14 protein-coding genes are annotated in these 18729 nt (G+C 59.5%); 12 read left to right on the forward strand and 2 right to left on the reverse strand.

What is annotated here, in order from left to right; genetic code table 11:
• Nucleotides 1-582 precede the first annotated feature (582 nt).
• The 6 genes from AC0L2U_RS20615 (at nucleotide 583) to AC0L2U_RS20640 (ending at nucleotide 9865) form a co-directional block, all read left to right on the forward strand.
• On the forward strand, nucleotides 583-1791 hold the full coding sequence (locus AC0L2U_RS20615) for a glycosyltransferase family 4 protein (protein WP_128287386.1): 1209 nt from the start codon (nucleotides 583-585) through the stop codon (nucleotides 1789-1791).
• Nucleotides 1788-3047 (forward strand): O-antigen ligase family protein, encoded by a 1260-nt coding sequence (locus AC0L2U_RS20620; RefSeq protein WP_128287387.1) that lies wholly within the window; start codon nucleotides 1788-1790, stop codon nucleotides 3045-3047. The genes AC0L2U_RS20615 and AC0L2U_RS20620 overlap by 4 nt, the downstream gene beginning before the upstream one ends.
• Entirely contained in the window at nucleotides 3047-5044 is a 1998-nt protein-coding gene (asnB, locus tag AC0L2U_RS20625) for an asparagine synthase (glutamine-hydrolyzing) (protein WP_292699514.1), read from the forward strand. Before AC0L2U_RS20620 ends, asnB begins: the two co-directional genes overlap by 1 nt.
• A 1-nt stretch (nucleotide 5045) precedes the next feature.
• Nucleotides 5046-7277, forward strand: coding sequence for a GumC family protein (locus tag AC0L2U_RS20630; RefSeq protein ID WP_292699517.1), 2232 nt, complete (start codon nucleotides 5046-5048; stop codon nucleotides 7275-7277).
• A gap of 183 nt (nucleotides 7278-7460) precedes the next feature.
• Complete coding sequence (locus tag AC0L2U_RS20635; RefSeq protein ID WP_292655408.1) at nucleotides 7461-8828, forward strand: oligosaccharide flippase family protein; 1368 nt, start codon at nucleotides 7461-7463, stop codon at nucleotides 8826-8828.
• Entirely contained in the window at nucleotides 8825-9865 is a 1041-nt protein-coding gene (locus tag AC0L2U_RS20640) for a glycosyltransferase family 2 protein (RefSeq protein ID WP_127267494.1), read from the forward strand. Before AC0L2U_RS20635 ends, AC0L2U_RS20640 begins: the two co-directional genes overlap by 4 nt.
• 82 nt (nucleotides 9866-9947) lie before the next feature.
• Here the strand turns inward: AC0L2U_RS20640 and AC0L2U_RS20645 are convergent, their stop codons facing one another.
• Nucleotides 9948-10655, reverse strand: coding sequence for a helix-turn-helix transcriptional regulator (locus AC0L2U_RS20645; protein ID WP_292699520.1), 708 nt, complete (start codon nucleotides 10653-10655; stop codon nucleotides 9948-9950).
• 213 nt (nucleotides 10656-10868) lie between these two features.
• Here AC0L2U_RS20645 and AC0L2U_RS20650 point away from each other — a divergent pair, with 213 nt between their 5' ends.
• The gene (locus AC0L2U_RS20650) at nucleotides 10869-12611 is read left to right on the forward strand and encodes a PAS domain-containing protein (RefSeq protein ID WP_292632284.1); all 1743 of its coding nucleotides are present in this window, start codon (nucleotides 10869-10871) and stop codon (nucleotides 12609-12611) included.
• On the opposite strand, the gene AC0L2U_RS20655 is transcribed toward AC0L2U_RS20650, so the two are convergent.
• On the reverse strand, nucleotides 12604-13278 hold the full coding sequence (locus tag AC0L2U_RS20655; protein ID WP_127811191.1) for a LuxR C-terminal-related transcriptional regulator: 675 nt from the start codon (nucleotides 13276-13278) through the stop codon (nucleotides 12604-12606). The two genes, AC0L2U_RS20650 and AC0L2U_RS20655, sit on opposite strands and share 8 nt — an antisense overlap.
• Nucleotides 13279-13788: 510 nt before the next feature.
• Between AC0L2U_RS20655 and AC0L2U_RS20660 the strand changes: the two genes are divergently transcribed.
• The 5 genes from AC0L2U_RS20660 to AC0L2U_RS20680 all read left to right on the forward strand — a co-directional run bounded on the left by AC0L2U_RS20660 (nucleotide 13789) and on the right by AC0L2U_RS20680 (nucleotide 18705).
• Entirely contained in the window at nucleotides 13789-14511 is a 723-nt protein-coding gene (locus AC0L2U_RS20660; protein ID WP_127396530.1) for a nucleotidyltransferase family protein, read from the forward strand.
• 39 nt (nucleotides 14512-14550) lie between these two features.
• Nucleotides 14551-15687 (forward strand): DegT/DnrJ/EryC1/StrS family aminotransferase, encoded by a 1137-nt coding sequence (locus AC0L2U_RS20665; protein ID WP_127811192.1) that lies wholly within the window; start codon nucleotides 14551-14553, stop codon nucleotides 15685-15687.
• Entirely contained in the window at nucleotides 15684-16358 is a 675-nt protein-coding gene (locus AC0L2U_RS20670; protein WP_127811193.1) for a sugar transferase, read from the forward strand. The genes AC0L2U_RS20665 and AC0L2U_RS20670 overlap by 4 nt, the downstream gene beginning before the upstream one ends.
• A gap of 86 nt (nucleotides 16359-16444) precedes the next feature.
• Nucleotides 16445-17449: an SDR family NAD(P)-dependent oxidoreductase gene (locus AC0L2U_RS20675; RefSeq protein WP_473602582.1), complete on the forward strand. Its 1005-nt coding sequence runs from the start codon at nucleotides 16445-16447 to the stop codon at nucleotides 17447-17449.
• Nucleotides 17446-18705 carry a hypothetical protein gene (locus AC0L2U_RS20680; protein WP_127811194.1) on the forward strand — a complete coding sequence of 420 codons (1260 nt, stop codon included), beginning with the start codon at nucleotides 17446-17448 and terminating at the stop codon, nucleotides 18703-18705. The genes AC0L2U_RS20675 and AC0L2U_RS20680 overlap by 4 nt, the downstream gene beginning before the upstream one ends.
• Nucleotides 18706-18729: the final 24 nt, after the last annotated feature.

The raw sequence follows: 18729 nt of genomic DNA on the forward strand, positions 1-18729 counted from the left end.
AACTCACTTCCTCGCTGCCTACTCTCTCTTCCTTTTCTCTTCCCTCCTTACCATCTCACCCACATTATTTTTTTTTTTTTTTTTTTCTCCCCCCCCCCCCCCCCCCCCCCCCCCCCCCCCCCCGACAGATGTTCCGGATGAGTGGACCAACAGCTGACGTGCCGGTTCCGTCCTGAAGACCGGGCGACGCGGGCCGAGGGCCGACTTGACGGCCCAGCGCAACCACGCGTCAAAGATTTTTTGCCATCAGCGAACCGCGGAGCTCAGGCACCGCGCCGCCGCAATTGGACACTCGAAAACCTTTGACAACCAAGGTGCGCAGACCAGCCACCCGTACCGGCTCAGGCAAGCACCGCGCTCATCCCGCAAGACACGAGTCACATGAACGCTCCGGCAATCGCGAGGGAATCTCGCCTCGCTGGTCGCCACCCTTCCAAACATCCCTTGTGTCATTCAAACGGACGAGGACAGGCACCTGGTGTCCCCCTAGCGTGCACTCGGGCGGCATGCGCTCAGAGGTGATGAAAACCGGGCCATGGCAGCATCGAGAGCCAATCGGCCATGTGCGCTTGGGAGAGGCAGATGAACCCGCACCTGGTCTGCGTAGGAGGCGAGGATCACGCCTTGAGAGTTCCCTTCCTCATCGCGCTGCGAGAGAAAGGCTTTCGCGTTACGGCGGTCTCGAGCGGTTCTCCCGTACCGTTTCTTCGGCATGACATTTCGCATCACAGGTTCTCCTTCGACCGCTTTGCAAGCGGAGGCGGGGAATGGCGCACTCTCCGAACGATGCGCCGCTTGATGCAGGAGCTTCAGCCTGACCTCATCCAGAGCTTCGACACCAAGCCAAATCTGTTGACGCCCCTTTCGGTACGGGGAACTGTTCCGGTCATTCGTACCATCAACGGACTGGGGTGGACGTTCTCATCGCTGGAGCCTCGAGCCCTGGCCTTGCGTCCGGTCTATTGCGCACTGCAATGGCTTGCGTCTTCCTGGACGGCAGCGACCGTATTCCAAAATCGCGACGACCAACTGTTCTTCGAGCGCTTTCAGCTGATCGGCCGCGGAACTTCGCGACTGATACGCAGTTCCGGAATCGATGTCGATGCGTTCGCAACGGTGCGCCATCTCGGGTCCTCAGCAACGAAGATGCGAAAGGACCTCGGCCTTCAGTCCGCCGAAGTGGTGATCTTCGTCGGCCGTTTGACGCGCCAGAAAGGCGTGGCGACCCTTCTCAATGCGATCCCTCGCATCCTGTCCGCAAGGCCCGCGGCGCGGTTTGTGCTCGTCGGCCCACGAGAATCCGAGGGCTCATTCGCAATCGACAAATCGGAGCTCGATCGGCATGCACCTCATGTGCTGGCCTTGGGTCCGCGACGCGATGTCGCCGATCTCCTTGGCATGTCCGATGTATTCGCCTTTCCCACTCAGTATCGCGAGGGGATTCCGCGTGTATTGCTGGAGGCGGGGCTGGCGGGACTCCCCATCGTGGCCTCAAGGATGCCAGGCTGCAGCGACGTCGTCGAAGACGGATGGAATGGCTACCTGGTTGCGCCGCATGATGCCGATGCCCTCGCCTCGCGAACGATAGACTTGCTGTCCGACCGCGCGGCGGCCAAGGCGATGGGCGCCCGTTCTGTTGAACTTGTCCGGAGGCGGTTTGCCCTGCCACTGGTGGTCGACCAGTACTGCGACCTTTACGAAAACACACTCCGCGCGGGGCACATGCGACCGCTCCCTGCCGTCGGGCTTGGAGGCGGCCTCGCAAATCACCGAGGCGGGGCACATCAATGATCCGGGACGCCTTGCTCGCCCTGGGAGTTGCGATGTCTTATGCGACGCAACTGGGTGTTCCGGGATTGCCGCTCGGCTATGGCGAATTGTTCATCGCGATCTGGATCGTTCTGGCGATTGGACGAATACTCGCTGGCGGTCGTCTCCAGATCACACCCGCTTTTGTCCAACTGGCGAGCTTCTGGCTGCTCCTGTCGCTCGCTTTGGGGATCGGCACGATCGTCGGTTACCTGACCACCGTTCTTTATCTGACCGGGCTGGTACATGACGTTATGGCCTATGTGTTGCTGGCAAGCTTCACATGCTTGGCGGCCGCGGAGCCCGACGCCGATCGTCACCTTCGCCGCAGTGCGTGGTGGGTGATCGCCATCGCCAATGGGAGCTTCGTGATTCAGCTGGGACTGGCATTTGGGGTAGCCCACCAGTCCGGCGTCGATCCCTGGTTCTGGGACAGGTTCCGTGGCTGGTCCGAGAACCCGAACCAACTTGCGCTCTATTGCGCGCTTTTTGGCCCACTGGCTTTGCATCTTGCTACGACCACCCGCAACCCATGGGCTCGTTTGCTTGCATTCTCATGCCTGCTCCTGACCTTCTATGTCGGCCGGCTGACGAAGAGCGACACCTATCTCTACACCAGCATCCTGAGCTGCCTCATCTTTATCGGATTGAGGCTTCGTGCATGGATAGCAGCGAGTGGCCGCGCCAGCATGCCCCGCATGGCGGCAATTCTGCTGTTGGCGGGTTCCTTGCCTCTAGCGCTTGCAATGACGCCGTACGCGCTCACCGAAGAGACCAGCGTCGCCAATTTTGCCAAGAACCTCACCAAAGACGAAGGCGGGGAAGGGACCATCGAAACGTTCGAACTCCGGCTCTATTTGTGGCAGGAGGCCGTCGAAAAAGGATTGAAATCCGGGTCGCTGGGACTGGGTCCTGGTCCTCACCTCGAGCGGCCGCCCGTCGCCGACCGTCAATTTCTGCAGCGACCTTTCGAAGCGCACAATACTGTTCTCGACCTTTACCTGCAGGGCGGATTGCTCGCCGTCATCGCGTTGGTCTGGATCGGGGGAGCCGCCATGTGCTTCGCCTGGCGAGGAGGATTCGACGCCCTGCTGGTGCTTGGTGTCTCGACGATAATCTTCAGCATGCCTCACCTGATCATCCGCCATCCAATCGTGTGGTTTTCGCTGGCTTTCTGCCTCGTTGCCGGAAATCCGACCGCACTTCGGCGGCAGCTTGCTGAACCGAGGGTGTCCTAATGTGTGGGATCGCGGGAATTCTATTGGCTTCCGACGCCGCGGACATAAAGCCGCTCGGAGCGATCGGGCGGATGACTGCATCGCTGCGTCACCGGGGGCCGGACGGCCAAGGGCTCTGGATCGACCGCGAAGCTGGAATCGCACTGGGCCACAGGCGGTTGGCAATTGTCGATCTGTCAGCCGCCGGGCACCAGCCGATGCATTCCGCCAGCGGTCGGTACGTGATCACCTTCAACGGTGAGATATACAATTTTCGCGATTTGCGTTGCGAACTCGAGAGTGCGGGCCAAACCTTTCAAGGCGCCAGCGACACCGAAGTGATGCTGTGCGCAATCGAGCATTGGGGGCTTGAGGCCGCCCTCAATCGCTTTGCCGGGATGTTCGTCTTCGCATTGTGGGATCTCAAGACAAGAACCCTGCATCTGGCCCGCGACAGAATGGGCAAAAAGCCCCTCTATGTCGCATCGATCCGAGATGCGCTGGTTTTCGCCTCTGAGCTGAAGGCGATCAATTGCTTTCCGGGCTTTTCTCCCGACCTTGATCTTGATGCCGCCGCGGCAATGCTTTCGACGGGATGGGTACCGGACCATCGCTGTATCTGGCGAAGCGTGTTCAAACTGCCGCCTGGTTCCGTCCTTTCCGTCACGGCGGCGACTTTTGCCGAAGACCGCAGCGCGGACCGTCTTTCCCGATGCGTTCACCGCTGGTGGTCGCTGGCTGACGTCGCTGCCGATGGGCGACGGAACCCCGTCATCGGCACCGACGAAGACCTCATTGACGAACTGGACAACCGGCTTCGGCTGGCTGTGCGGGAACGCATGATCGCCGACGTCCCTTTGGGCGGCTTCCTGTCGGGGGGCATCGACAGCTCAGCCGTGATCGCCTTGATGCAGGCCCAATCCTGCAAGCCGGTTCGCAGCTTCACGATCTCGTTCGCAGAGGGCGGCTTTGATGAAGCTCCATACGCAGCGGCCGTTGCGCGTCATCTGGGTACCGACCACTCCGAACTTCACCTCTCGCCAAGCGCCGCACGTGACGTCATTCCCGAGTTGCCCCAGGTCTGGGATGAACCCTTCGCCGATGAATCGCAAATACCGACCTTGCTTGTTGCCAGGCTCGCTCGTCAGCACGTCACCGTAGCGCTGTCGGGCGACGGTGGTGACGAGTGCTTCGCAGGATACGGCCGCCACTTCATGGCGGAGCGGCTGAAACGACACCTGCACCTGCCCCGACAACTGCGCCGAACCTTGGCGGCGGGGGCAGGTTTTTTCGCACGCGCCGGACGTGACGATGCCGTTGGCAAACTGCCGCTCTCTGCGAGCGCGAGGCATTTTATCCGGAGCGACCGAATGGAACGCCTCGCCCGGCTGCTCACGGCATCGAACGAAGACGAATTGTTTCAGCGGCTGGCGCGGCCACAGGCTGAAAACTTGGGATATCAGCGGCCGACACAACCAACCCACGGCTACGGCGGTCCGCCGCTTGACGACCTGCTCTCCCGTCTTCTGTACGATGACATGGCGGGCTATTTGCCTGGCGATATCTTGGTGAAGCTGGACCGTGCCACCATGGCCAACAGCCTTGAGGGTCGGTGTCCTCTGCTTGACCACCGCGTTGTCGAATTCTCCTGGCGGCTGCCGTCCAACATGAAAGTTCGTGATGGCGCCGGCAAATGGATCCTTCGCCAATTGCTACGCCGCTATCTCCCGCAGCCCCTGATCGAGCGTCCGAAACAAGGCTTCGATGTCCCTATTGCTGCATGGCTGCGGGGTCCGCTGCGCAACTGGGCTACCGATCTTCTCGCCGACATGCGAACCGAAAGCAGTGACGTATTGGACACTGCGAAGTTCGACGCCTGCTGGCGCGATCACATTGATGGCCATAACCGCTCGCGCGAATTGTGGTCCGCGTTGATGTTCCAGGCCTGGCGGAGCAAGGCCAATCGGCAAGCACAGCAAACCGGCCCAACTCATGAACTCGACCTGGCAGGAGTGTAAGATGGTAGGTTCCGCAATCAGCCCGATCCAGCTGCCACGGGTCAATCAACTGCCAGCACCGGTTCTCGAAGGCAGAGTGCACGTGCGGTCATTGCGTGAATATGTCGAGCCGCCCACCGCGTCGCGCCAACTCTTCGTGATTTTGGCAAGGAGAAAATGGTCTATTGTTGCTTTCGCTGTGTTGGGCGGCTTGTTGGCGGGGTTGCTGGGAAGCCTCCGACCAGTTCTCTATGAGTCAACAACCCAGCTTATCGTCGACGCCCCCTCGCGCGGTTCACTGCCCGTCGGCGCCCCGTCTTCGCAGGACCTCGTTGATTCAAGCATAGATGACCACATCACGATGCTATCGTCGCAAGATCACCTGCGCCGCGTCATGGCGGCACTACGCAAGACAGGTGCGGCGGAAACCGGACAGGACAATTCCGCTAGCAGGAATTCCCGGCTTGAACCGTCTGCCACCCCTCCCCCAAGGACACGCTCACTTGCCGACGGTCTACTGGACCGGCTGTGGCCAGGGGCGGACCAGGCAGCCAACAGTCCACAAGCCGAGGATGCCTCCGAGTTGAGAGCTTTGCGGCGAGGCATGCGGGTCGGGCAGGAGCTGCGATCGAGAGTGATCTCCGTCGCTTTCGCCGATGACAGCCCCGCCCGGGCGGCGCTCGTGGCCAACACATTCGCTCAGGTTTATGTCGACACCCTAACGAAGAAAAGGCAGGCATCCGACCAGCAAGAGCTCGATGCAATCACCGCCAGTCTGCCCGGGCTGCAAAATGATCTGCAGGCAGCGGCTGACCGCCTTGAGAAATATCGGCTGAGTCACGGAGCCATCGACCAAGGCTCGGCGGACAATGCAGCCAGGGAACGGGCCGACCTCAGCCAGCAATTGTCGATGTCAAAGGCGGATCTCGCCGCCGTGGAATCTCGGCTACGGTACGTCCAGCAGCTTCGAGAGCAAGGGGCCTCTCTCATCGCCCTGGCCGAAGCTATTGGCGCGCCTGAACTTGCCGACCTTGCGGCTCGACAGGCTCTCGCGCCGGCAGACGAGGAACTCAGAACCACGACGCAAAGCAAGATCGAACAAGGCGTCGACAAGATTGCTGCCGATGCAAACATTTTCCGCGCCCAGATCGCCGCTCTTGAGAGCCGAAAGAACATCCTGGATGCGGTCATGGCCGACACCGCCAGCCGGCTTTCCGGCTTGCGGGCTCTCGAGCCGCAGGTCAGCCTGCTGACCCAGCGATATAACGAACTCCTTGGTCGACAACAGGATTTGACGCGGCGTATCGGAGTTCCCTCGGCTGGAATTTCGATCCTGTCCGCGGCTTGGCCGCCGACTATCCCGCAGACATTGCCAGCCATCTTCCTTGTTCCCCCCGGGATGATCCTATTCGCTATCCTTGGGGCGATGTACGTCACGATGCGCAATCATTTTGACCGGACTTTCCGTGGCGAGGCCGAGGCGGAAGCGGTGCTCAAGGTTCCATGTATGGGGCAGATCCCCGAAGCATGCGGAATGCATGCCAAACAACTGCGAAACCTCGTGCTGGGGGAGCGCAGGTCCGCATATAGCCGCGCCGTGACGTCGTTGCTGATCGCGGCGGCACCAAATGCGCTAAGGGCTCGTTCGTCGTACACGGCGCTTGTCACCTCCAGCGTGCCGCAGGATGGCGGGACCGAGCTCGCGTGGAGCCTGGCGCTCGCCGGCACGCGACTGGGCGGTCGAGTCCTGTTGGTCGATCTTGAACGCAAGGGCGTTCAGCTCACGCTCGAGTTCCTGCACCAATTTAGCGAGCGCAAGAACCGCCATTCCTTCGCTGACTATGTTTGCAATCGCTGCGACCTGGAAGGTGCCGTTGCCAGGCTGCATGAAATCGGGATCGACGTGATGACCGCCGCTCCGTCGGACGACCTGCTGGCGCTGCTATCATGCGAGGACGGAGGCAAAGTGATGGCGGATCTGCACGCGACCTATCGCATCGTGATCATAAACCTGCCGTCGGCGCTGGGGCGGCCGGAAGCCAAATTTCTGCCAGGATGGGCGGACGTGGTTCTTTTCGCCATCCGATGGAGGAAAACGCCACGCACCCTCGCTCGCGGGGTGCTGGAACTCCTTCAGGGCAACGGTTCTCTTGCGATACCTGTCGGCAGTGTCCTCACGCGCGTGAATCTGAAGAAACATGCCGGATATCGGCTCGAGGACAGCGCTGACCTCTTGCGCGAGCAAATAGCATGACGGCCACAGGCTCGTCCTTGGGCTACGAACGATCCGGGGGCGGTTCATCCAGGGAGCGGCCAGGACGATTCACGGTGCAGCCTGTCAGCAGAGCGCGTCATTCAGGTGAATGATGGCAAGGTCCGGTGTGCATCGTAGGCTCCGGCAATCCCCGATATTTGCCTCCCTCGGAAGCGCGAACCAATGGCACCAAGCGACCTTCTGAGACCCAAGACGGTTCCTGCGGCCGGCACAGCCATCATCGTTGTTCGACCGAGCCCGATCGGCTCGATCATTCGTGCGGCAAGCGGAGTGTCGGCAATGGCGATTGTCGGCCAGCTCACCCTTCTTGCTGCAATCCCGGTTTTGGCGCGGCTCTATTCGCCGGCCGATTTCGGCGTCTTTACGATTTACCTGTCGATAGTGAATATACTCGCCGGGGTCGCGGCATTGCGCTTCGAGGCTTCGCTCTATGGGGTCAAGGGGAGCGCGCAGGCCTATGTGACGGTCAAGCTTATTCTCTTGGCTGTGTTCGTGACGACCGTCCTGGCCTTTTCGGCCGGACAGATGCTGTCGAACCTTGCTCCCGATCGCCTCGGCTCGCTCGCCTGGCTCATTCCGATTGGAATGGGAGGCGCAGGTCTGGTCGAAGCCATGAACTGCTGGAGTCTGCGTGCCGGGCTTTTGCGCGATTTTGCTCTCGGGCGCCTGATCCTGCCGGCGAGCATGGCTGCACTGCAATTGGCTTTCGGCATCGCCAACCTCGGCGGCGAAGCCATGATCCATGCGCATATTCTGAGCCAGTTCGTCTTCATCGGGCTGATCGGCTGTCGGGTGATGAGTTGGAAGGATTTGCGTGGCATCGCCTGGGCACCTTGGCGTGCGGTGCTGGAAAAGGCTCGGCGGGAATACAAATTTCCTCTGTTCGATATTCCCGCAACGCTCGCGAGCATAGCAATCAACAATCTTCCAGCAGTCCTTGTCGGCGGGCTGTTCGGCACCGCATTTGCCGGATATTTGGGCGTGGCCGCGCGGCTGGTCACCGGTCCGGTGACGCTGATCGCCACACCGCTCAGCAATGTTTTTGTCGCCGAAGCAAACCGGAACAGCAATCGTGGACACCTGCTTGGTGTGGCGCGCGGGCTTCTCCTGCTGGCCGCCGCCTTTACCGCGGTGCCAATCTTGCTGCTCGGCCTCGCCGCGCCTTATGTGGTCGTTCCGCTTCTGGGCGAGCCTTGGATGCCCACTGCGGAAATCATGACCGCACTGGCGCTGATGGGCGCGGCACAGGCGTTGTCGACTCCGCTCAGCGACGTTCCCGCTCTGTTACGGCGGCAAGGAACAAGACTGGTCATCGACCTCGCACGGGCGGTTCTCGTGTTTGGCCCACTGCTCGCCGGCGCCCAGGCGGGCTGGCAGCCAGTCACCGTCATCTATTTCATGGCCGCCGGCGGCGCGTCGGGTTTCGCTCTGAAAATGGCAGCATCACTGTACCTGTTGACCCACGACCCTCAACCAGCAGGCGCTGCAACGTGCGTCCAACATGAATGTCTCGAGGAAAAAACACCATGAATTCGTCGTCGATTGACAACCTTCAAGCGGCAGTTGCGGTCACCCAGCATGACCGGGCCGATGTCTCATGGTCACGCCCTTTCATCTCGGTCGGGATACCAACCTTTCGTCGACCGGATACGATCCGCAGGGCGATCGACAGCGTCTTGGGCCAGGATTACTCCGATTGGGAGTTGGTCGTGAGCGACGACGAGGGACCGGAGGGCGAGACTTGGGCTATCGTGACCGACTACGCACGGAGCGAACCTCGCATCCGCATTATCGAAAACAGTCGAGGTCGCGGTCAGGTGGAGAACACCAACAACGCTATGCTGGCTTGCTCCGGACGATGGATCAAGTTGCTGCATGACGATGACTGGCTTGCGCCAGGTGCACTCAGGACATTCGCCGAAGTTGCCAAACAGTATCCCTCAGTCGCCTTCATGACGTCAGCCGCAAACATAATCGAGGACAAGCGAGTGCGATTTCGCCAAGTCCCCAAGGAGCAGGAACCGATCTCGCTTTATTCCAGCCAGCAGTGCCTGATGGACCTCTATCTGGTGCGTGCGACACGCTGCCTGGGGATTATTCCATCCACATTGTTGATCAACAGCGACGTCATTCGTGCCGGCTGCTTGATGCGCACGCACAAAGAGATTCCGGCCGGAGTGGATCAACTGTTCTTCGTCGATCTAGCCAGCCATGGGGACATGGTGGCGATAAGCGATCCGCTTACCTTTTACGATGCGACGAACCATCCAAGCATTACAACGTCAAAGAGTTTCCGCGAGGTCGACGAAGTGACCCTCGCCGTCAAGCAGCTTAACTGGAATCTCATCAAGGACCGCAACCATCTCCCGCCTCCCGAGACATTGCTGCGGGCATTGCGGGTTGCTCGTATTCCCATGAGGTTCCACCAGCAGTCCTGGTTGACCACGTTCCTGGACGGGATTCAGATCTTCCGGCCTTCCGTCATGAAGGTGGCGGGCTGGCACGTGCTTAACCACGTGTTTGCAATCCGCCCAAGATTGGGCCGGGTGCGCACACGACGGCGGTAGGGTGAGTCTGGCGGACAAGCACGCTGGCAGCAGATTGCGCGCGCACAAGCCTGTTGCGCGCGCGCATGGTACGGCCGTTACCTCACGGCAGGACGCATATGCGCCCAAGAAGAGCTACCAGTTCCGCCTGGCGCCGAGTTTCGGTCTTGGCGAACAGCGACGCCAGCTGTGACCTTATCGTGGTCCGGCTCAAGCGCCGCTTGCGGGCTATCTCCAAAGGGGCATCGCCCTGCGCCAAGCGCAGCGCGAGTTGCGTTTCGGCACTCGTCAGACCAAACATTCTTTGCAGCGTCTGGGGATTTGGCCCGGACCTGTTTTCACGATCCAGCAGCGCCACGATACTCGTCGCGTCAGGCGTTGCTATGCCCTTCTCGTTCAAAACCAAGGGCCTGTCGCCCATGCCGCGGATCACCACCCATGAAAGCGTGCCGGGAAGAAAATTCCCCGGCACGTTTGCGATCAGCCGCCTCAGAGCAACCGACACCTTGCCGGCCGTATCAGCTGCCTCGCCCTCGCGCTCCAAGGTGCTTTGAGCGGCTGAATTCCACTCCATGACCTTCCTGTCGCTGTTCAGGATCAGATAGCCACACCCGATGCGATCAAGCATTCCCACAACAGATGCAAGGCTGCTCTGCTTTGGCTCGACGGCCACGCCGTCGAACCTTTGTGGTGCTTGGTGCCAGGCGGAACCATGGCCACCCTGCGTTCTCAAGGCCGAGACGGGCTTTCCCCCGAAACCTCCATATTGGCGACCAAGAACTCCATCATCTTGCCTACCAACCAGTGCCATTTTCTTACCTCCCGCAAAACGGCAACGCCTCCCTGTCAAAAGGAGGTGCCTTCAACATGTCAGTCAGGTCGCTTGGAGAATTGCGGTCCGATCCGCCCCCGACATCGGACAAAATGCGCGCTACAATCCCAGGGAACAATCCTGCGGTCGGACTAGTCTGTACGCTTTTCGGTCTAATCTCGACGGACTAGTCAGAAGGTTATAGTTTGGCACATGCGTTTGCTTTCGCTCAATTTGCATCCGAACAGCTCAAGCAAGTTGCTGACCCACCTTGCCTCGATGTCGCTCCTGATCGCGACACTTGCGGTCGAGACGGCGCTGCCCGCCTCCATGGCATACGACATCGGCTTTTTTGAATTTGTTCCCACCATTATTGCCATCTCATATCTCGAAGATCGCCTGATTGCCCTTGCGGCAACGTTTGTGATGGTGGCCGTCGGCTTGTTGGCGCGGGATATCCTGAGCAACCCAATTAACGTCGAGGTTTGGATTAGGGCCATTCTGCTGCTGGTTGCAGGGGCGATGATCGCCCTGACTTTCCACCGGCAGAGGCAGGACTACCGCACCCTTTTGCAGGTTGCAGAGGCTAGACTCGTGGCCTTGGAGGCAACCGAAAACAGTTATCGCTGGGCATTCGAACGTGCCGCTATCGGCTTTGCCAACATGAGCGAGAACGGAGAATTGCAACGGTCCAACAAACGTCTCTGTGAGATGACAGGGTATGTCGAGGAAGAGCTTTCGAGTCTACCGCTCAGGGCACTCGTCCACCCTGACGACAACCACACTTTGGCGGAAGCGTTGACTCGCCTCAAGGACACGACTTCTTTCGGCTCGGAGATCCGTCTCCTGAGAAAGGATGGCACGGTTTTGTGGACAAGATTGGCGCTGTCTTTGGCCGTGCCAGCCGATGCTCTCCCTCAAAGCATCTTTGTAATGGTGGACGATATATCTGGAGAGCGAACCGCCCGCGAGGCACTCCAGGCTCAAAAGGAATGGTTGGACCTGGCACTGTCGTCCAGCCGATTGGGAACGTGGCGTATAGATTTCGAGAGCGGGTCCGTGAATGGCTCAGCCGCGTTCTGGGAAATGATGGGACTGGCACCCGCGCCGAGCCGTCCATTGCAGGAATTGGCCGCGGTCGTTCACCCGGCCGACTTGCCTAATCTGGCGGCCCCGGGAGAGCTTGCATCAGGCGCCAACTATGATGCGGAGATCCGCATCAGGCGAGCTGGCGGGCATATCCGCTGGATTGCTCTTCGGGGCCGGGACGAATTGCGCGACGGTCGTGCACAGCGAATAGGAGTCGCCGCGGATCTCACCGATCGACGCATAACCATTCTGCTGCGGGCTGCGGCGAAGAAGCGAGAGCGGGCCATGCTTGAACAGCGCCATAGGCTCAACAATCTGTTTCCGGTGATCACGGCGCTTGTAAATATGGTCGGTGCCCCCGACAACGATATTGCCCGTTACAAGCAGACACTGATCGAAAAAATCGGCGCACTCCAGGCGACGCATCTGCTTCTTTCACGCGATGGCAGCCTGTCGGCTTCCCTCCGTGACCTCATTGCTCAGGAATTGCAGCCCTATATGGGGACGCACAACATTTCGATCAGTGGACCCGAAGTAAAAATGGCAGAGGGTTCGGCTGAGAGCTTCGCAATGATCGTTCACGAACTTACGACCAATTCCGTGAAGCATGGGGCTCTCGGCACTCCGGCAGGCCGGATCGAGGTCGTGTGGCAATTCGCAGCCCAAGAGCCCGGCGCCGACATAGTGTTCGAATGGTCGGAATCGGGAGAGCGCAGGGTCTCCACCTCGGCTCGGCGTGGCTTTGGGTCGTTGATTATTGGAGCTGACGGTGAACCTATCGTGGGCCACTCTTCCAAGCTCGAGATGCTGGATCACGGACTGAAATATTCGGTCCGGCTGCCGCCAAAAGCAATCGGCGCTAGTTGACGTCTCTGGCGGCCCATGTCTTCAGCAGAACCGCGGCCTCTGTCCGATTTCGTGCCCCAAGTTCGCGCAGGACGGCGGCGGCATGAATCTTCGTCGTCGCTTCTGCAATTTCAAGAGAGCGGGCAATCTCTTTGTTCGAGTAACCCTCGGCCATCAACCTGAGGACTTCCTTCTGTCTGGACGTAAGCCTGCCCAGATTGTTGACGCTGGTGGTCCTGTGGGGCATTTGCGTGGGAGCCACGGATGGAAGGCGTACCGACTCCTTGGGCCTTTGTGAAAGAAGTGCCGGAACGTAAATACGGCCGGCCAGGATTTCGTTCACCGCCAGGACCACCTCCTCGTCCGTTTGGGACTTTACGATATAGCCATGAAGCCCAATCGAAAGGGCAGTCAGAATCTCGGCGCGTGAATCGGTCCCCGAAACAATTGCAAACCGTGTGTCGGGATGAGCCGGTAAGACGTCGCGAAGATCATCCTGACCCGACAGTCCCGGCATGTTCAGGTCGAGGATGGCGAGATCGACGGGCGCCCGATCTTCAAGCAGGCTTAAGACGGTATCAAAACACGCCGCTTCGAATATTTCCAAGTCTGGCATGCCGGCCATCAATGCCAGTCGCAGCCCACGACGATACAGGCCGTGATCGTCGGCGATGATAATACGATACATGAACCACCCACCTTTTGGCAGCCCCGCATGTGTCCCTAGCTGCCGAAACCTCCGTCTGGATGGACCGTACGGTGACCCAACACAGATCAGCCGCCCGCTGATCCCCCGTATGTCGACGCTCGCCGCCGCCCATCCGCATATTTCAACTTTCTAATATAGCTTACACTCGCACGCATTTCAGGGCCAGATATTGAAGTGTTTTTTTCGTACGAATGGTAGCGATGCCCTTCCGAGAAGGTCGTTACCGGCGCCGGACATGCGCACAGCAGTTGCCAGTCGAGCGGCTACGGCTCCCCAGCGCTGATTGATTGCCCTGCCGCGCCATGCCCTGCCGGCTGGAATATTGAAATCAAAAGGCCGGGAAAGTGCCATTCAAATGCACGACGACGCCTTCTCGGGCGCCACTTACCATCGCTGCACTCCGGAGAGGCGAAGCCAACACTGGCGTACCTTCCGGCCGGGTGGGCTGGACCCATCACACCGCGACAGTCGTATCAACAGGAGGACGAGATGAAAGCGGTCATTCAGTGCGGTGGAATGGGAACACGCCTTCGGCCTTTCACATCCATCTTGCCCAAGCCTCTCATGCCGATCGGTGCTCGACCGGTTCTTGAATTGCTTTTGAAGTGGCTGCGACGGAACGGCATTCAGGATGTCTACGTCACGACCGGCTATCTGGGGCACTTGATCCGCACCGTATGCGGAGACGGATCACAGTGGAATCTAAGGATACGCTATACCCAGGAGTTGGAACCTCTCGGCACTATTGGCCCGCTCTCCCTGATCAGGGAGGAACTGGACGAGCCGTTCATTGTTCTCAATGGGGACGTACTTACCGATCTCAGTCTCAGCCGGTTTGTGGCGTCACACCGCACTCATACGGATCCAGTCACCATAGCCACAGCTTCCCGCATCATCAAGATGGACTTCGGCGTCATCGACGAGGTCGGCAATACTGTCCAGGTATTTCGCGAAAAACCGACGCTGTCTCATCTGGTAAGTATGGGTATATATTGCATGAATCCAGATGTTTTTCGTTTTATACCTGACGGCATCGCCTTTGGATTCGACGACCTCATGCTGCAGATGATGCAAAACGGCACGAATGTGCACGTCTACAAACATGACGGGCTTTGGCTGGATATCGGACGCGTTGAAGATTTTCAAAACGCACAAACCATCGCCTGGGAAGAGCAGTCCGCATCGATCGAGGTCTCGGCAGCGGCCGCTTGAGGGCTGAACGCCCTGCCGCGCCAATATGAGGAGGTCGTAATGCTCTTGGTCAGCGCTCCTATTCTTGGCTTTCCGGAAAAGGCAGCCCTGGCCAAAGTTGTCGACAGTGGGTGGCTGACGATGGGGGACCAGGTAAGAGCCTTTGAAGAGGCCTTCGCAGCCGTGCATGGTGCGGTCGATTGCGTCGCCGTCAGCTCTTGCACCGCCGCCCTGCATCTCATTCTCCATGGGCTTGGGATCGGCCCCGGAGACGAAGTGCTGGTTCCCTCGCTGACCTTCGTGGCGACCGCGAATGCAGTGCTCTACGTAGGAGCAACACCGGTATTCGTCGACATAGAGTCGGCCGAAGTGCCACTGATGTCCCTAAGTGACGCGGAGGCCAAATGCACCGGACGTACCAAGGCTGTCATTCTCGTCCACTTTGCCGGCTATCTTGCCGACCGGGAAGAATGGCAGAGATTTGCCCGTGTGCGAGGACTGCATATCGTCGAGGATGCCGCGCATGCTCCCGGCCTTAAGGAGGTGGGGACTTACGGTGCGGCCGCGGCCTTCAGCTTCTACGGCAACAAGAACATGACCACCGCGGAAGGTGGGGCCGTTATTGCCCGGGATGCACAGCTCCGTGAAACGATCCGCCAGGCTCGCGGACATGGAATGACCAGTGGCACACATCAGCGGTTGAACAGCCGCACGCCGCAATACGACGTGACGATGCTCGGTTTCAATTATCGCATGGACGAGTTGCGCGCCGCTATTGGCTTGGTCCAACTTCAGAATCTGCAGGAATGGAATGAAATCCGGCGCATATTGGTCGTCCTCTATCGGCGTCTGATCGCAGATTATTGCTCCGCTGTGACAGTCCCGTTCGGCAAACCGCGGACCTCGGCGTACCACATCATGCCTGTCCTCCTGCCACATGACGTCGACCGGCAAACGGTGATCGACCATCTGCGAACGAAGGGGATACAGACTACAATCCACTACACGCCCGTGCACCAGATGACACTTTATCGCCAAATGTTCACTGAAATCCATCTGCCGAAGACCGAGGACTTCGCGCAGCGGGAATTGACGATTCCACTACACCCGCAAATTACGGCAAGTGCGATCGAGTCGGTGGTTGTTGCATTAGCCACCGCGATTGAAAGCAGCGGGCGTGCGGGAGCCGCGGCATGAACGCACTCGACGTGACGATGCATCGGCCCGCCGTCGCTGGCACCAGCCACGGAATTGCCAGACGCGCGATGGACATCATCCTCGCTGCAGCAGCGGGAATGGTACTCGCTCCACTAATGCTCCTGATTGCCGTTGCACTCTTTGTCGAAGGTGGTTGGCCGGTGTTTTTCGTACAGACGCGCCTGGGTGCCGGCGCAAAACCGTTTCGCATGTACAAGTTCCGCAAATTCAAGACGACAGCCGATCCTTTCGGCCTTGCGCTGACCATGAACGATGACAGCCGCATGACGCAGGTAGGCCGTTTTCTCGCGGCAACGAAACTTGATGAGCTGCCCCAACTGTGGAACGTTTTCACGGGGGACATGGCAATTGTCGGGCCGCGGCCGGAAAGCCTTGCCTTCGCCGATTGTTTCCGCGGCGGCAATGAAGCTGTCCTACAGTGGAAGCCTGGCCTGCTCGGCCCGACCCAGGTTCTCTTCCGTCACGAAGCCTGTTTTTACCCGCCCTCCCTTGATCCGCTCCTGTTTTATCGAGAGGTCCTGTTCCCGGCCAAGGCAACGATCGACCTCGCCTACTATCCGCGGCGCACGATTGCATCGGACCTCGTCTGGATAATGCGGGGCTTTAGGGCGGTTTTCGGCGTGTCCCTGCCTCCCGCGGCAAGTGGGTAGAGTTGGCAAGTGAGGAGAGTTGGCATGAATGGATTGTTGTTCGTTCGCCAGTTTGACGGCTCACACGATCGAAGGAGTGCACGGTCGTGAGCTATCGCGGCAGGAAAGTCCTGGTCACCGGTGCGGATGGATTTATCGGATCCCACCTCACGGAAGCGCTGGTGCGCGAAGGGGCCGATGTCACGGCACTGGCCCTCTACAACTCGTTCGACAGCCATGGCTGGCTGGATGATTTGCCCGACCACGTTCGAAGCCAGTTGCAATGCATTCGTGGCGACGTTCGTGACAGCGCGTTCATCAACCGGATCGTGCGCGGCCAGGCGGTGGTGTTTCATCTGGCTGCGCTGATTGCGATTCCCTATTCCTATGCGGCTGCCCAATCCTATGTGGAAACCAATGTGCTGGGTACCGTGAATGTCCTTGAAGCGGCACGCCACTGGGAAACCGAGCGCATTGTGCATACGTCCACGAGCGAGGTTTATGGCACCGCTCTGACCATGCCGATCCACGAATCCCACCCGTTGCAGGGACAGTCCCCCTACTCCGCATCCAAGATCGGCGCGGACATGATGGCGGCGTCTTATGCCAGGTCCTTCGATGTGCCGGTGGTAATCCTGCGGCCGTTCAATACATACGGGCCGCGCCAGAGCGAGCGGGCCATCGTGCCGACCATCATAAGGCAGGCTCTGGACGAGAACTGTCCGGCGATCATGGTCGGCGACACCAGCCCTATCCGCGACCTTACCTTTGTGGAAGACACTGCGGCGGCATTTGTGGCGGCAGGGGCCGCCGAGCTTGAATTTGGCCATGCCTTCAATGCCGGCAGCCAGCGCGCCATCAGTGTCTCGGACGTTTTGGAGTTGGTGCTCGAGTTGAGTGGCACCAGGAAACCGGTCCGTCGCGACGAAAGCCGGATGCGGCCGCAGAACTCCGAGGTTCGCGCGTTGCTCGCCGATTCCTCGAACCTTGAAAGTAAAGTCGGATGGCGGGCGCATACAAGCCTGCGTGACGGTCTGGAAAGAACCATCGAGTGGTGGCGTTCGCGCCTCAGCGAGGGCCGCGTCCGTCGCGAAATGAGCTATATGACGTGACCTTTCCGCGGCTCATACCGGCTGTGCTGCTGATGGCCGCTCTGCTGGCGCTGCACACAGCCGGAAACCGGCCGAGCGGTGCGGCAGGCACGGAGCCGGCAATGGATCTGCCCGCTTACCTGAAACCTGCAACCGATCCGGCGACAGGGATCAGCTTCACTCGGATCACCAAGCCCGGAGCTCTTGGCGGCGGAATTGTCTGCGGCAAAATATATTGCAGTCATCGGTACTCGAGCGCGCAAGCGTGGAATGCCGATCAGAGCCTCCTTGTCCTCATGAACGGCTGCAACGGCATGTGCTTCCTCGACGGGAAAAACTACGTTCCTTTGTTCCATCGCAACAAGCCGGGTGAGTGCGAATGGCACCCTCGAAACGCGGATCTGATGATTTGTGTCGATGATCAGAAGATCTCGACCTGGGCGCCCCGCAGCAATCGTGAGGACATAGTTTTTGCCGCTGCGAAATATCGGGATCTCAAATTCGGCCCGTCCAAGGGAAATCCAAGTCGTGACGGCAGCCGCATTGCCGTACGCGCGACCCGCGATGATGGTGCTGCCGTCGCCTTCGCATATGATCTCGACCGGCGTCTGAAATACCCGGACATCAATCTCGCCCAGGTTGCCGGAACGACCAGTTCCTGCACCATTTCTCCGCTTGGAGAAAACATCCTGTGTTTCCAAAACCTGGCCGACGGCACCGAGCAGCGAGCCATTTTCGCAATCGACGGCACCTTGCGCCAGACGTGGAAGGACCATCATCGGCCCGGCCATGGCGATATGACTCTCGACGCGGACGGCAGCGAAATTTACGTCGGAATCAGCAAATCCAGCCCGGACAAATATCAGGTGATCAAACGTCGGCTGTCCGATGGAAAGGTCACGTCGCTCATGAAGTTCGGCGAGGCCGAGCATGCGTCGCTGCGCGCTTTGGACCGGCCCGAATGGGCATTCATGAGTTACGGGGGCAATCCCGAGGAGGTTCGAAGCCAGCCGGACTGGGCTCCATACTCGCGCGAGGTGATCGCGCTGCGTGTCGACGGCAGTCGAGAGGTCCGACGGATCGTGCAGACGCGGAACGCTCCGTTCGATTATTGGAGCGAGACACACGCCTCCCCGTCCCCTGATGGGTCGCAAGTGATCTGGTCTAGCAATTGGGGGGTACCGGGCGGACCGGTCTACGAATTCGTCGCCCATCTCGATTGGCCGCCGCAGCCGGTTCTGAATCAAAAGGAGATTGCCACCAATGGCCTTCGTTAGCCGAATTTCCTTTGCAGCACTTGT

Source organism: Mesorhizobium sp. WSM4808 (assembly GCF_055811675.1).

Excerpts from the sequence above, each read along its gene's own strand:
- AC0L2U_RS20615 (WP_128287386.1), top strand. The coding sequence starts at position 583 with ATGAACCCGCACCTGGTCTGCGTAGGAGGCGAGGATCACGCCTTGAGA.
- AC0L2U_RS20620 (WP_128287387.1), top strand. The coding sequence starts at position 1,788 with ATGATCCGGGACGCCTTGCTCGCCCTGGGAGTTGCGATGTCTTATGCG.
- asnB (WP_292699514.1), top strand. The coding sequence starts at position 3,047 with ATGTGTGGGATCGCGGGAATTCTATTGGCTTCCGACGCCGCGGACATA.
- AC0L2U_RS20630 (WP_292699517.1), top strand. The coding sequence starts at position 5,046 with ATGGTAGGTTCCGCAATCAGCCCGATCCAGCTGCCACGGGTCAATCAA.
- AC0L2U_RS20635 (WP_292655408.1), top strand. The coding sequence starts at position 7,461 with ATGGCACCAAGCGACCTTCTGAGACCCAAGACGGTTCCTGCGGCCGGC.
- AC0L2U_RS20640 (WP_127267494.1), top strand. The coding sequence starts at position 8,825 with ATGAATTCGTCGTCGATTGACAACCTTCAAGCGGCAGTTGCGGTCACC.
- AC0L2U_RS20645 (WP_292699520.1), bottom strand. The coding sequence starts at position 10,655 with ATGGCACTGGTTGGTAGGCAAGATGATGGAGTTCTTGGTCGCCAATAT.
- AC0L2U_RS20650 (WP_292632284.1), top strand. The coding sequence starts at position 10,869 with ATGCGTTTGCTTTCGCTCAATTTGCATCCGAACAGCTCAAGCAAGTTG.
- AC0L2U_RS20655 (WP_127811191.1), bottom strand. The coding sequence starts at position 13,278 with ATGTATCGTATTATCATCGCCGACGATCACGGCCTGTATCGTCGTGGG.
- AC0L2U_RS20660 (WP_127396530.1), top strand. The coding sequence starts at position 13,789 with ATGAAAGCGGTCATTCAGTGCGGTGGAATGGGAACACGCCTTCGGCCT.
- AC0L2U_RS20665 (WP_127811192.1), top strand. The coding sequence starts at position 14,551 with ATGCTCTTGGTCAGCGCTCCTATTCTTGGCTTTCCGGAAAAGGCAGCC.
- AC0L2U_RS20670 (WP_127811193.1), top strand. The coding sequence starts at position 15,684 with ATGAACGCACTCGACGTGACGATGCATCGGCCCGCCGTCGCTGGCACC.